General features: G+C 40.6%; 12 protein-coding genes. 7 read left to right on the plus strand and 5 right to left on the minus strand.

Going from position 1 to position 14,339, the window contains the following annotated elements; genetic code table 11:
* Positions 1 to 308: 308 nt before the first annotated feature.
* From J3P37_RS18410 to J3P37_RS18420, 3 genes are all read left to right on the plus strand, one after another.
* Positions 309 to 809 carry a 3'-5' exonuclease gene (locus J3P37_RS18410; RefSeq protein ID WP_256012830.1) on the plus strand — a complete coding sequence of 167 codons (501 nt, stop codon included), beginning with the start codon at positions 309 to 311 and terminating at the stop codon, positions 807 to 809.
* A gap of 62 nt (positions 810 to 871) precedes the next feature.
* The gene (locus tag J3P37_RS18415) at positions 872 to 1,816 is read left to right on the plus strand and encodes a CvpA family protein (RefSeq protein WP_256012831.1); all 945 of its coding nucleotides are present in this window, start codon (positions 872 to 874) and stop codon (positions 1,814 to 1,816) included.
* Positions 1,817 to 1,831: 15 nt separating this feature from the next.
* A complete protein-coding gene (locus J3P37_RS18420) occupies positions 1,832 to 2,314 on the plus strand; it encodes a DUF4112 domain-containing protein (RefSeq protein ID WP_256012832.1) in 483 nt (160 codons plus the stop codon).
* On the opposite strand, the gene J3P37_RS18425 is transcribed toward J3P37_RS18420, so the two are convergent.
* Positions 2,315 to 3,100: a Rieske (2Fe-2S) protein gene (locus tag J3P37_RS18425; RefSeq protein WP_256012833.1), complete on the minus strand. Its 786-nt coding sequence runs from the start codon at positions 3,098 to 3,100 to the stop codon at positions 2,315 to 2,317.
* Positions 3,101 to 3,362: 262 nt separating this feature from the next.
* Between J3P37_RS18425 and J3P37_RS18430 the strand changes: the two genes are divergently transcribed.
* The 3 genes from J3P37_RS18430 (at position 3,363) to J3P37_RS18440 (ending at position 9,960) form a co-directional block, all read left to right on the plus strand.
* A complete protein-coding gene (locus J3P37_RS18430; protein WP_256012834.1) occupies positions 3,363 to 3,590 on the plus strand; it encodes a hypothetical protein in 228 nt (75 codons plus the stop codon).
* Positions 3,591 to 3,939: 349 nt separating this feature from the next.
* Positions 3,940 to 9,552 (plus strand): PAS domain S-box protein, encoded by a 5,613-nt coding sequence (locus J3P37_RS18435; RefSeq protein ID WP_256012835.1) that lies wholly within the window; start codon positions 3,940 to 3,942, stop codon positions 9,550 to 9,552.
* Between the two features lie 57 nt (positions 9,553 to 9,609).
* A complete protein-coding gene (locus tag J3P37_RS18440) occupies positions 9,610 to 9,960 on the plus strand; it encodes a response regulator (protein ID WP_256012836.1) in 351 nt (116 codons plus the stop codon).
* 56 nt (positions 9,961 to 10,016) lie between these two features.
* Here the strand turns inward: J3P37_RS18440 and J3P37_RS18445 are convergent, their stop codons facing one another.
* Positions 10,017 to 10,718 (minus strand): SIMPL domain-containing protein, encoded by a 702-nt coding sequence (locus J3P37_RS18445; RefSeq protein ID WP_256012837.1) that lies wholly within the window; start codon positions 10,716 to 10,718, stop codon positions 10,017 to 10,019.
* A 97-nt stretch (positions 10,719 to 10,815) separates the two neighbouring features.
* Between J3P37_RS18445 and J3P37_RS18450 the strand changes: the two genes are divergently transcribed.
* Positions 10,816 to 11,928: a Gfo/Idh/MocA family protein gene (locus J3P37_RS18450; protein ID WP_256012838.1), complete on the plus strand. Its 1,113-nt coding sequence runs from the start codon at positions 10,816 to 10,818 to the stop codon at positions 11,926 to 11,928.
* A 25-nt stretch (positions 11,929 to 11,953) separates the two neighbouring features.
* Here the strand turns inward: J3P37_RS18450 and J3P37_RS18455 are convergent, their stop codons facing one another.
* The 3 genes from J3P37_RS18455 to J3P37_RS18465 all read right to left on the minus strand — a co-directional run bounded on the left by J3P37_RS18455 (position 11,954) and on the right by J3P37_RS18465 (position 14,338).
* Positions 11,954 to 13,165, minus strand: coding sequence for a hypothetical protein (locus J3P37_RS18455; protein WP_256012839.1), 1,212 nt, complete (start codon positions 13,163 to 13,165; stop codon positions 11,954 to 11,956).
* Positions 13,166 to 13,304: 139 nt separating this feature from the next.
* Positions 13,305 to 13,955, minus strand: coding sequence for a lipoprotein signal peptidase (locus J3P37_RS18460; protein WP_256012840.1), 651 nt, complete (start codon positions 13,953 to 13,955; stop codon positions 13,305 to 13,307).
* Positions 13,955 to 14,338 carry a TraR/DksA family transcriptional regulator gene (locus tag J3P37_RS18465; protein ID WP_256012841.1) on the minus strand — a complete coding sequence of 128 codons (384 nt, stop codon included), beginning with the start codon at positions 14,336 to 14,338 and terminating at the stop codon, positions 13,955 to 13,957. Before J3P37_RS18465 ends, J3P37_RS18460 begins: the two co-directional genes overlap by 1 nt.
* Position 14,339: the final 1 nt, after the last annotated feature.

Here is a 14,339-nt window from a genome sequence, read left to right on the forward strand (position 1 = left end):
TGGAATCTAGTATGAACAAAAAAGGCCTCATTGGAGGCCAGAATAAGGGTTTTTAAATGCTACTTAAAATTTTACCGGACAACAGTGAATTGAATTCGGCATGACGACCGTTTTAAAAAGTTTGGCACTAATGCGCTTCGCCGCCCCCAACTTTTCCACTTGATCCCTAACCTGTGGACTAAGCAAATGTAGGGCACACGCGGCACGCTACGCCAGCAGGGTTGGCGTACGCGTGCCATAAAGCTTTTTGAATCGCCAAAGATCATCAAGTTTCACTACATTTGGGATCACCAGCCCTAGTGCGCACAATGAGTTTTTTACATACATTCACAGCCCTTGATTTTGAAACAGCACAGGGAAAAAGGAATAGTATCTGCCAGATCGGACTGGTCAGGGTAGAGCTGGGAGTCATTACAAAGAAGCTATCGCTGCTGGTAAGGCCACCGGACAATTCCTATTCGTACTATAACACCCTGGTGCATGGCATCGGGCCAATGACGACCCGTAATGCTCCAACTTTCGACAAGGTGTGGCCGCTTATTGAACCATATATTTGTAATCAGAATATTGTTGCTCATAATAGTTCGTTTGATGTGAGCTGTCTTCAGCAAACTTTATCTCATTACCGTGTTGCCGTTCCTGAATTTCAATCGCATTGTACTTATAAAATTTATAAGCAAAAGCTAAATGTGTTGTGCGACGCTCATGGGATAAAACTTCAGCATCATAATGCATTATCAGACGCATTGGCCTGCGCTGAATTGTTTATACGTCATAACCAAACGCGCATGGATCCTATTGTTTCTTAATTGATAGAAGGTAATTTAAACCTTATCTGTGAGCATCTGTTAAGCAATTCGAATGCATAGGTATGAATTATGTTGATGCGGTACTTTTTATCATAATTTTGTTATCCGTGTGGTACGGAGTTCATAAACGATTTATATTCGGTATGATAGAACTTTCCAGCACACTCGGAAGTATATTCCTCTGCATTCTCATATATCCCTTAATATCATCGTTTATTGGCAAGTACATAAGTTCATATGCCATGATAATGATAAGTTCCATGCTTATTAGCATAATCATTATCAAGTTGGTTTTGGGGTTTATAATTGATAATTTAACCAATAAGATACCGGCAGGATACCACTCACATAGGCTGAACCGAATTATGGGCGTTATACCAGGAATGATTAACGGGTTCTTATACGCCCTAATAATAACCGCTTGTTTCCTTATCCTTCCATTTGGTCGGAAAATCCAAAATGCTACACGGCAAAGCCTTCTTGCCAGGCAGTTCTCGTATTATCTTCATGAGATCCAGGTTTATATGGCGCCGATACTAGACGAAATTAAAGAAGGTATGATAACGGTTACGCCAGGATCCTCAAAGTTTATAAAGCTTGGTTTCGAAGTCGAGAACGCCGATGTTCGCAGAGATCTGGAAGCTCAGATGCTCATTCTGATAAATAAAGAACGTGCTAAGAAAAACCTGGGTCCCTTGCAGGCGGATCCCGAGTTGGCGGAAGTAGCCCGCAAACATTCTGAAGATATGTTTAGGAGGGGATACTTTTCGCATTTCAGTCCGGAGAAAAAAGATCCTTTCGATCGAATTAAGGCTGCCAAGGTAAGCTTTCTTACTGCAGGAGAGAATCTCGCCCTGGCTCAAACTCTGGCTCTTGCGCATACAGGACTGATGAACTCGCCGGGCCACCGGGCGAACATTTTACATCCATCTTTTGGTCGGGTGGGGATTGGTATTCTCGATGGCGGAGTTCATGGATTAATGGTCACCCAGAACTTTCGTAATTAAAATTGTTTATTTAATATGACAGAGATTTATAACAAACCGCAAAGAGCTTCTGATGGACGTTTAAGGTGGGTCGAAAAACTATCTTATTTATTAGATGAACAATTCAGAGTGCCTGGTACGAGATTCAGGTTCGGCCTGGATCCGGTCATGAACCTTATTCCTTTTCTTGGAGACATCAGCGGCTTTTTAATTTCGGCGGCATTGGTTTTTACCATGGCTAAAAATGGGGCAAGCAGTAAGATCGTGACCTTAATGTCGATAAATATCATATTGGATGCTACCATCGGAGCAATTCCGATAATTGGGCAGATCTTCGATTTCTTTTACAAAGCCAATTCCAGAAATATTAGATTACTGAAGGAACATTATCAGGAAGGAAAACATCGGGGCAGCGGCAAAGGGGTACTAGCTATAGTTGCTGTTGTGTTACTTCTTTTACTTGCCCTGGCCATTTATATTATGTGGAAATTCTCTGAATGGATAATCGGGCTATTTTGATTACGGAGTCAAATTAAGATATATCTTGTCCTCTTTTTCAACCAGGGAATATGTTTCAATCCCATTTTTTGCAGGCCCTGCTTTAAGATTTCCACTGCACACATCAAATTGTGATCCATGCCAGGGGCATTGTACTGTTCCGCAGATCATTACTCCCGCGGCCAGCGAACCGCCGCGGTGCGGGCAACGATCGTCAAATGCAACATAAGTAGCTTCTGTTCGTGCAAGGACAATTCTTTTTTTTCCTATATGTAGCAGTTTCATCTGATCGGGTTTCAATTCAGTTGCTTCGGCAATTTCGATCATCCCCTCATTTTGCTGGTAATATTGTTCTTTCCACTTTCCGGCTTGTGCGTATCTTAAGTCCAGACCTATCATGTTCCTGTGGACCAGAGTGCCTCCCATCCATCCGGCTACAAATAATAAGATGCAAGCTAATGACTCAAGAGCTACTATATAAATTAAGGATACTTCGTCCCTCAAAAAAAAGGCAAGCAAAAAAATGCTTAGCATAGTGGTGTTCAAGAGGCCATGCTTAGTTGCTCTTTTTTTTGCGCTGCTGTTTGGCGGCACCGTATACCGGTAATCGATCAGGCCTGGTATTGCGGCTGCAATTGCGCTAAAAATTCCGGCAATTTGAAGATATCTCGCTGTGGTCTCCAGATTGTTTAGAAAGCCAAACAATGATGCTGCATCTGCTACAAGTGTTGAAGTTACGAAGGCAATAGGAAATGGTATTAAGATGGGATGGATCGGGTGACCTTTTAGATGAGATTTGCTTTTCATGTGTATAGCTTTGTGTGATAAATTGCTTAACAGACAAACAACTTCGCTGTTTCATTGTTGATACATATGTTTTCTGACTAACCAACTATACTCTGTATCCTGGTTCTTTACATGGCCAGTAATTGATAAACAGGGTAAAGTGATACGCTGTTAAATTTTTGAGGTAAAAGTAGCCCTTCAAAATTGAAGGGTTATTTTACAGTGGTTTAAATGGCTGGAAACAAGCTTATATGAGTATTGCTATTAAATTAAAGGGATAAATATGGGACAGGTTTTTACAATTAACTTATCAGGATCGGCTTTTCACTATCAATTGATTAAATTAAATCAGATCAATCGAATAGTTGAATCACAGATACTTTTACAGGGCACAACTGTGACCTTGTGTAAAGACGAGAAGGGCTGGACACAAAAAGAAAATACCGTTCCGATCGTTAAGGAACTGGTGCAGGCAATAGGAAATTCAATATCGTTAAGGTACCGAATCTAAAGGATACTCTTGTTTGTAGTGGAGCACCGGCCAAAAGTTGGTGCTTTTTTTATACAAAAAAGACCAAATGGTTATATTTACGGATCATCTGGATCCGTTCGGGGTAGGCGGTTCTACTCTAAATCGAAACAAACGCTCCCTTTAAGTTCAGGCTAAGGCTTAACAGGTTAAAGTGTTTAAGTAAGGTTAACAATGAATAAGGCAAATTATGATTCAGACTTTTGCGGAAGTCTTCCACTACACCATATCAATTTAATTCAGAGGTGGAACTTGAAATTGCGGAAAGTCTCAGAAGTTCTATCTTTGAATATTCTACTAGAAAGATATAATTAACAAGACCTTGTTTAATATGGGGAAGATCTTGAACGAGAGTGTATTAAACAAAGAAAGTGTCATGTCCAGGCATTTTATTGTAGCTATCGGCGCTTCTGCCGGTGGCCTTGAAGCTATTCATGAGTTTTTTGATAATATGCCTCAGAGTTCAAGTGTGGCTTTTATTATCATTCAGCATCTATCACCTGATTACAAAAGTTTGCTGGTAGAGCTCGTTTCGAAGCATACCCACATGAAGGTTTTCGAAGCTGGTGATAAAATGCCTGTTCAAAAGGAATGTATTTATGTTATTCCCAATAAAAAGCTGATCACAATTTATAAGGGCAAGCTTCACCTTGTTGAAAAAGTTCCTGACAGGTTGCCTAACACAGCTATTGATCACTTTTTAAATTCATTAGCTCAGGATAAAAGGGAAGAAGCAATAGCGGTAATATTGTCGGGTACAGGTACGGATGGAACCCGGGGTATTGAAGCTGTAAAAGCTGCGGGTGGAATGGTGATTGTGCAGGATCCGGTCACTGCAAAGTTTGATGGCATGCCTAATAGTGCAATAGGGTCTGGTAATGCAGATTTGATTCTGCCACCTGAGATGATGCCGGAGGAAATATACAATTATATCAAAGAGAAGCCAATACAGGTGCTGAATAAAGGTAAGATCGAAGATTCCCTGTTAGATGAGATATTTTCGATGATATACAAAGCTCAGGGGTATGATTTTCAATATTATAAGACGCCTACCATCATCAGGCGGATCAGTAAAAGAATGGGACAAAGAAGTGTCCATACTCTTAGCGACTATGTTGATGTTTTAAAAAATAACCCGCAAGAGGTTAAGAGCCTGGGTAAGGATTTCCTGATCGGTGTGACCCGGTTTTTTAGAGATCCACAAGCTTTTGATTGTATCAATCAACAAGTACTGCCATCTCTTATAAATGAAAAACAAGATGGGGAGTTTTTGAAAGTATGGATATGCGCATGCAGTACCGGCGAAGAGGCCTACTCAATCGCTATATTAATTGATCAGTATCTGCGAAAGCACAAGCGCTACATAGATGTTAAAATTTTTGCCACTGATCTGGACGAGAACAGTATCAATCTTGCCTCACGTAATCAGTACTCGTTATCCATTGAGAAATATCTGAGTCACAGTGTTCTGGAGACGTATTTTATAAAGAATGACAAATATTACTCTGTCATTCCGCGAATCAGAAAGCAAATTGTATTTGCGAAGCATAATGTCATTAAAGATCCTCCTTTCGTTAATAATGATCTGGTAAGCTGCCGTAACATGCTCATTTATATGAATAGCGTATTACAGCAAAAAGTGATGTCTGCCCTTCTTTATTCAGTAAACCTCGGGGGCTACATGTTTTTGGGAACTAGCGAAACAGCGTCGCCGATCAGGGATGCCGTAGATGAGATTAACAGCAAATGGAAGATTTACAGGAAGATTGGTACAAACAAAATAGGAGTCCACGAAATCTATCGTCAAGCAGATAAAAGCCCTAACGCCCAACGGTCTGAGTTGCCTATTCTAAGGGAAAGCGCTAAAAAGAACCAGCAGTTGACTGATGATTTTACCAGATCGATGGTAGATGACTTTGGATATGTGTGTTTCTACATAGACAAAAATTACGAAATCAAGGAATCTATTGGTAATTTCAATCGTTTTCTCTCGTTGCCTGAAAAGCAATTGAACCTCAATATATTAAAAATGGTTCCGAAGGAACTATCTGTTGCACTGAATACTGCCATAAGAAAGTGCTGGAAACAGGGACAAAAAGTATTTTTGAAGAGTGTTCGTGTCAGACAGGCTGACTTAGATCTTTTTCTGAGTGTATCCGTAAATCCACCTGCCCCGTCGGAGGGTAAGCCATATACGTTACTTATACTGGGAGAAAATACTCATAGTCAGATCCATGTAAAGGAAGAATTACCGGATAAGAACACCGATGACCGTAACCATTATTTATCTGAGCTTGAAGCCGAGCTTGATGAGGTTCGCTCTAATTTACAGATGGCTGTGGAGAGCCTTGAAACAACTAACGAAGAGCTGCAGTCGAGTAATGAGGAATTATTATCTGCGAACGAAGAATTGCAGTCAAGTAATGAAGAACTGCAGTCGTTGAATGAAGAACTCCATACGCTTAATACAGAGCATCAGCTTAAAATTAAAGAGCTGATTGAGCTCAATGACGACCTTGATAACTATTTCAGGAGTACAGACATTGGTCAGATCTTCCTCGATTCAGATCAAAGGATCCGTAAGTTCAATTCAGCTGCAGTCAAATTGGTTAATTTGATCGATTCTGACATAGGACGACCGATAAGTCACATTTCTACCAATATCCGTTACGGTAATTTATCCGGTGATATCAATCATGTGGTGGAGTCCAACCAGGTTGTCGAGCGAGAGATTCTTTTAAATAATGAGAGCCGCTGCCTGGTAAGAATCATGCCTTACATGCGACAGTCTAAAAAGCCTGAGGGTACTATAATAAACTTCGTAGATATCACGGCGATAACTGATTTGAATAATATCATCAATGGGGTATTCAATTCCAGTCTGAGTGCAATACTGGCATTTAAGGCAATTAGGGGCGCCGACAATAAAATAACAGATTTTGTATTGCTCACCAATAACCACGCTTCTACAATACTTTTAGATGATCCTGACGATATTTTTCCCGGCAGGCGCTTTAGCGAGATAAAGCGTATTGCTGCCAACAACTTCCTTGCTAATTATATTGAGGTAGTTGAGAATGATAAGGCCCTCCATACAGAAGTTCAGTTGCCCGGTAGCGAAAAGTGGTTTGAGATTGTTGCAGTAAAGATGATGGATGGCTTTGTTGCCACCTTTTCTGATATTTCAGAAAAAAGATTAGCAGAATTAAAACTCCGGTCCAATTATAATGAGCTGATAACCGCAAGGGAAAGCCTTAAAAGATTAAATGTAAAATTAGAAGATAATGTAGCAGAGCGGACTAAAGAATTGTCACAAAGTGAGGAGCGGTTCCGTTTGGTAGCCAGGGCAACCAACGATGCAATCTGGGATTGGAATTTGGTAAATAATAAGCTTTGGTGGAGTGACAGCTTCTATACTCTTTTCGGTTATGCGCATAGTGTTGACAATGAGCAAAGCAGTTTCTGGTTCGACAATATTTATGACGGCGATAGGGATAGAGTACGCAATAGTATTTATGATGTAATTAATAGCGCCAAAAATCAATGGTCAGAAGAATACCGGTTTCGAAGATCAGATGGTAGTTTTGCGTATATTCTGGATCGGGGATATGTGCTGCATGATGAATATGGAACACCTTACAGAATGCTCGGGTCAAAACTGGATATCACTCAGTTGAAGGAAGCAGAACAATCTCTTCTTTTAAGTGAAAGCAGGTTCAGAAAGGTGTTTGATTCGAATATGATCGGCATGCTGTTTACGAATAAGAATGCGGTTATAGTCAACGCTAATCAGGCATTTCTTGATATGGTGGGTTATACAAGGGCAGATATCGAGTCAGGAAGCTTAACCTGGGATAAAATTACTCCTCCAGAGCTTTTGTATAAAAATAAGCTTGCGTCCGATCAGTTAAGGGAAACAGGTTTATGCCCTCCGTATGAGAGTGAATACCTGACAAAAGATGGACGGGTAATTAATGTATTGCTGGGTGCAGCCGCTCTTAACGAAGCGGATGCTGTAGCGGTAAGTTATATAATTGACATTACAGAAAAGAAAGAAGCAGAGAGAAAAGAGCTGGAGCTTCAAAAAATTATCAAAAAACAGCAGGACGAATTCAAGCGAATATTTATGAATGCTCCGGCTCTTATAACAATACGGCGGGGAGATGATTTGAAACTGGAATTCGTGAATAAAGCAGTGATGGATTATTCCAGGGGACGTGAAGTAATGAAGGATTTGCCAACTGGTAGCCTGGAGGAACTTCATACCGATAGTCAAGAGCTAAATAATATCTTGCGAAAGGTGTATAGCACTGGCCAACCCTTTATCGCGAAAGCTTTTCATATAAAAGTTGATTTAGAAGGTAACGGTTCCGTTGAGGATGTATGGTTCGATTTTGTGTATCAGCCTGTGTTCGATATTGATGGTAAGGTTGACGGAGTTGCAACATTTGCGTTCGATGTTTCGGATATGATCAAGGCCAACGAGAAAATCAAAAAGAGCGAAAGCCGATTTCGTTTTCTTGCTGATGCGATACCTCAAAAAATTTGGACCGCCTTGCCGGATGGAAGAGGCGACTATTTTAACAATGTTTGGACAGAATTTACCGGAAAGACTGCGGATGAATTAAGAGGCTGGGGCTGGATGGATGTGATACATCCTGATGATAGGGTTGAAAACAAAAAGCTTTGGCTGAACTCGGTTGCTACGGGGACAAATTTTGTAATGGAACGCAGGTTGTTGAAAGCTGACGGAGAATTTAGCTGGCATCTGAGCAGAAGTACGCCTCAACGAGACGAGAACGGCAATATTACCTTATGGGTAGGCACCAGTACAGATATACATGAGCAAAAGACAGTAACAGAAGCGTTAAAGATAAGCGAAGATTACTTCAGGCAGTTGGCAGACCAGTCGCCATTTATGATCTGGAAGGTAGATAAGCAGGGAATGTGCAACTACGTTAACAAGCAATGGATTGATTTCACAGGCTTGTCTTATGAGGCGAGTGGAGGATTGGGCTGGCAACTTGCTTTCCATCCAGAAGATTCTGAAAGAGAACAGAAGAAGTTCCTGGCGGCCTTTACCAATCGGGATATTTATCATTCAAAGTTCAGGATCAAAAAGGCAAAGGGGGAGTACCACTGGGTGCTGGCTCAAGCAAATCCGCTTAACGGCGTATTATTCGACGGATACATCGGAAGTTTAACCGATATCACAGAGCAAGAATTAGCTCAGCAAGCTACACGTTTACTGATGCAGAAAAAGGATGAGTTTATGAGTATTGCTAGCCATGAACTGAAAACTCCTATTACCAGCATGAAAGCTTCTTTGCAGATCGCTGAACGCTTAAGCGGCCAAAATGCAGAGGCAGGGAAGATCAGAGCGTTCATAGAAAAGGCTAATAAGCAGGTGAATAAATTGACTTCTCTGGTTGAAGATCTGCTGGATGTAACCAAGATACAGGCAGGTAAGCTTCAATTTGATATATCAGTGTTCAATATTGATGATGCCGTAAACGATTGTGTCGATCAGGTTCACAGCTATTCATCAACGCATACTATTGAAATTACCGGCGAAAAAAACGTGATGGTATTGGGCGATAAGCACCGGCTTGAGCAGGTCATTATAAACTTTCTTTCTAACGCCATAAAATATTCGCCAGGCTCTGATAAGGTGTTATTAGACATTCGAAAAGTGGAAGACATGGTGAAAGTGTCAATCTCCGACTTCGGAATAGGTATTCCCGAGAATAAGATCAACTTTGTTTTCGACAGGTTCTTCAGAGTTCAGGAGTCATCCCAGAAGTTTTCGGGACTTGGCCTGGGCCTATTTATATCATCTGAGATAATAAAACGTCATAATGGAAAAGTTGGTGTGCTGAGTGAAGAAGGAAAGGGCTCTGTTTTCTGGTTCAGCTTACCTCTGGCAAATGTTAAATCGATTTAATAAATTAATAATTAATATATTGCACAACTAATATATTAATCATAGCTTTATAGGCGGATGAAGCGTATAATGATTTTTGATGATGACGTAGATATTCTTGAGATTTTGACATATCTGCTGAAAGAAAAGGGTTGGGAGGTACATACGCGTACTACCTGTAATAACATAATTAAAGTAGTTTCGGAGAATAATCCAGATATTATACTAATGGATAATTGGATTCCTGATACCGGAGGAATAAAAGCCACTCAAACACTTAAAAACCACCCTGAATTTGCAAGAGTTCCGGTGATCTACTTTTCTGCCAATAATGATATTGAAAAATTAGCTGCTGAAGCCGGTTCTGATGCGTTTTTGGCTAAACCTTTTGATCTTGACGAGTTGGAACGGATAATTAATCAGTTCTGATAACAAAAAAGCCCTTTCATCATTCAGGGGCTTTTTTGTTATCAGAAACTAAATTCCTAACGGATTTCAAATATTGCCCTCATTTGATAGCTTAATTTGATCTTCTTAAAGTCAATTTCAGGCATCGGGGCATCAGCAGCCATTGATTCCGTTTTATACATGGCGTTGGCCCTATATATTGGTTGAGGATAAACCTCATTGTTGATTTCCTGAATTTCGAGAGCATCATACACTTTGTCGTTTACTGCTGCTGCCAGGTAATCGGCTTTTTCTTTTGCTGCCTGTAAAGCCTTTATTTTAAGCTCTTTTTTTAATGATTCGATTTTGGAATGGTCGTACGACTCAATGTTTGTATACTCGATTCCACGAGGATCAACAGCCGCTAAGATCTGATTGAATTTTGTGAGATCAGTAACCTTAAGCCGGTATTGCTTGCGGGCCAGAAAACCTGGGTTTTTTTTCTTTTCCAGAGTATAATTGTAGCTGGATATATTGTTTATAGTGAAATTCGCCTGTGGAATTCCCGCTTTTAAGACTGCAGACTGCAGCTGTCTTTCAAGTTCATCTATTTCTACCTTGTTCTTGTTGTTGTTATCTTTAAAGTATTCCTTTAAGGAAATTGCAATGTAAATGATGTCGGGGGTTATCTCCGTCTCAGCCGAGCCGGAAACTTCTATCTTCCTCCGAAGGTCAACTGTTTGAGCAATGGAGCTTAGTGTAATAGTGCTCAATAAAGCAAAGATGAATAGTCTTTTCATAAATTTTATCTAAGTGTAAAATATGGATGCTACACTTTAACGAATTCCATAAACAATTTTAGGTAGTTAAAGTTCCATGTACATAATACGCTGTGGAATGAAAGAGTGTAACACTTCAAGACGTAATTTCCTTAGGAATTTGTCTTATGGAATTGGCGGACTGGCAATAAGTGATTTTTTTACTTTTCCAGTCAATGCATCTGAAGCCGGGAAAAAGAAACTTGGGATAGCGCTTGTAGGGCTTGGTAATTATAGTTCGGGTCAGCTTGCTCCGGCGTTGCAGGAAACAAAGCACTGCTACCTCGCAGGTATTGTAACCGGAACTCCTGAAAAAGAAAAGATCTGGGCTTCGAAGTATGATATTGTCGAGAGGAACATATATAACTACGAAAATTTTGATGCAATAAACAATAATTCTGACATCGATATAGTCTATGTGGTTCTACCGGTTTCTATGCATCACGATTTTATTATAAGAGCTGCCCGTGCGGGTAAACATGTGATTTGCGAAAAGCCGATGGCATTAAATGCCAGAGAGTGTGAAGAGATGATTGCTGTTTGTAAGGAAAACGACCGGCTGCTTTCAATTGGTTATAGACTGCATTTTGAACCTCATAATCAGGAAATGATGCGGTTAGGTCAAAAGCAAATTTTCGGTAAGGTTTTAAGCGTTGACGCTGCCAATGGATTTGTTTACCGGGGTGATCCAAAAGCATGGCGGTTGAACAAAAGCTTGTCAGGCGGTGGCGGGTTGATGGACATGGGTATATATGCTATTCAAGGTGCGAGGTATACCTTGGGCGAAGAACCTACTTTTGTTACTGCAAGAGAGCAGAAAACGAATCACGAATTATTTAAGGAAGTGGATGAAACGGTGTTTTGGGAACTGGAGTTTCCTTCTGGCGCCCGGTCTAGTGGGCAATCTAGTTATAATGCTAATTTTAACTATCTAAAAGCTCAAGCCACAGGCGGAAGCTTTGAGCTGACATCGGCTTACCGTTATAGCGGAATTGAAGGTCGGTCAAGTAAGGGGGGTGATATGGCTTTTAGCCAGGTGAATCAGCAGGCATTACAAATGGATGATTTCGCGTTGTGCGTGAAGAATAATAAGCAAAGCCGTGTGTCAGGAGAGGAAGGATTGATGGACATGAAGGTGATCGATGCCATTTATAGAAGCCTCAGCTCTGGAAAGCGGGAACAAATAATATAGCCCTGGCACTTTGCTAATCTCAACACTACTCTGTCCGGATCTCCGGATCATATTGATATACGACAGTGTACGAAGAGTTTGACCACTTGTTGTCTAGTTGCCCCAACTTCAGATCTCTGTTCTGTGGCGTCGGCTCGCATATAGAGTATTTCCGGCCCATATAAACGATCGGATCTCCTACGGGTTTATCAAACTGGACAGCCATGGTAATGTGAGTAGGGTAAAGCAACGCTATCATTGGAAGATTGTAGATCTCTTTTACCAGATAGAAAAAGAGAGCTGCCCGGTCATCACAATCGCTAAATTCAGAAAATAAGGTTTGCTCGGGAGAAAGGCGTTTTTCTTTACCGAATATTTGTTCGTCATCCTGGTATAGAAACGCATATCGCGTAAATCGCATGAGATAGTCGACACCCTTTTTTTGTTTCATCCCCTTTACGTTTTCTCTAAGTATCGGGATTAATGATCCGTATGTTTCCTTGCTGAGCGGAATATTAAAATAGGAGGCAAAGTCAACAACCGGGTAATTCAGAAAAATTGACTGTATCTGCGGATTCGTTTTGATTTTAAAGTGATACATCTTTTGCTTAAAACTGAACTGCAGGTCTTTTTCTACATAGTCTTCCGGCTTAAATTCAGGCATTCGGATTACTTTGTATGAAAATGCCTTTCTTGCCTCGGGGATCTTGATGTCTACAGGTAATGGAACGTTTTGCCTGAAATCAATTTTGCTGTAGTCGTGGTAGTTGAGGCAAATATATTTTTTACCTTCTACAACGAAGAAAGGGATATCTGAAACATCTTCATCGCTTCTGACATAAAACACTATTTTATTCCCTGCAAGTGCCAGCCTCGCATCGTAGCCGGTCTTTGAAAGCAGGAACCACTTATATAAAGTATATCTGAAATAATTAATGGCTTTTGGGCTTAACTGCTGAGCAGTGCTTCTGATTAATTGGTAGTAGAGCCAGTCGCTAAGCTGGTGTTTTTCCCTGTATGCAATGAGGGCATCCACTACGGGATGATAATTGCCAGTATTTAAGGTTGAATAAAAGAATGAAACAGACTCCTCGGAAGGTATTGCATCCACCTGGGGTAAAAGGCTGGTTTCTATTTCAAAGTTGAAGGTGCCTCCATAAAATTCAAAAGAGTAATTCTGACTTTTCACCTGCCCAAACAAAAGCGTTTGGCAAAGGAGCAAAACAAGTGTGCCACATAGTTTTGATTGCCAGTTCATAGTATTGTTATTTAGGCGCTACTCTTTATAGTTTTGAACGTACATTCAGAAGACTTTGTTTCGGTTTAAAGAATAAAATTAAGAATAAAGCTGAAAACACAATTCACTTCAAACAACAAAGCCCCTTTCGGGGCTTTGTTTATTCCTCTATGATTTCACTATGCGGATAACTTTCTTCTACAGTTTCCTCTTTGAAATATCTTTTTTGAAAAATTAGTATGGCGATAACACCTATTGAAATAGCCGCATCCGCTATGTTGAAAACAGGCCTGAAGAAGATGAACTCTTCTCCCCCCCATAATGGTAGCCAATGAGGAAGTGTACCCTGAACTATAGGGAAATAAAACATGTCGACAACTTTTCCATGAAAAAGGCTGGAATAGCCGCCTTCGGGTGGAAATAGCTTTGCAGGTTCGAAATATGTACTTTCATTGAATATAAGCCCATAGAATGTCGAGTCAATGATGTTACCCAATGCGCCTGCAAATATCAGGGCAACGTTCAATATCAGACCTCTGTGGTACTTCTTTTTAACAAGATAAACAACGCCGTAACCAATCACTGCCACAGCCGCTATCCTGAAAAGGGTTAAGGCAAGCTTTCCGGCTTCTCCTCCAAACTCCATTCCGAACGCCATACCATTGTTCTCTGTGAAATGGATGATGAACCAGTTGCCGAGGATCTTAAATTCCTGACCTAAACTCATGTTTAGCTTAATCCAGAATTTGAGCGCCTGGTCAGCAATCAAAATCAATATTATAGCCAGTACAGGCTTGGTATAGGCTTTCATTAATTTTGTTTAAGTTTTGCCTCCATACTTAAAGTGGTATGTGGTACTATACGTAAACGTTCTTTTGGTATCAGCTTGCCTGTTTCCCGGCAAACACCGTACGTTTTATTTTCAATGCGTACCAAAGCGGCTTCGAGGTTTTCAATAAATTTTTTCTGCCTTGCTGCAAGTTGATTGATCTGTTCTTTTTCTAAAGTTGCAGAGCCATCTTCAAGTGTCTTATATGTTCCCGCAGTGTCATCAGTCCCATTCAGGTTCGGATTACTTAGTGACTGCGTTAACGAAGCTAATTCTTCTTTGGCAATGCGGATCTTTTCTAAGATAAGATCCTTAAATTCCTGTAGTTCAGCGTCAGAGTACCTTGTTTTCTCGTTATTTTCCATG

Origin of the sequence: Desertivirga xinjiangensis (assembly GCF_024436435.1) — a bacterium.
Taxonomy (GTDB): domain Bacteria; phylum Bacteroidota; class Bacteroidia; order Sphingobacteriales; family Sphingobacteriaceae; genus Desertivirga; species Desertivirga xinjiangensis.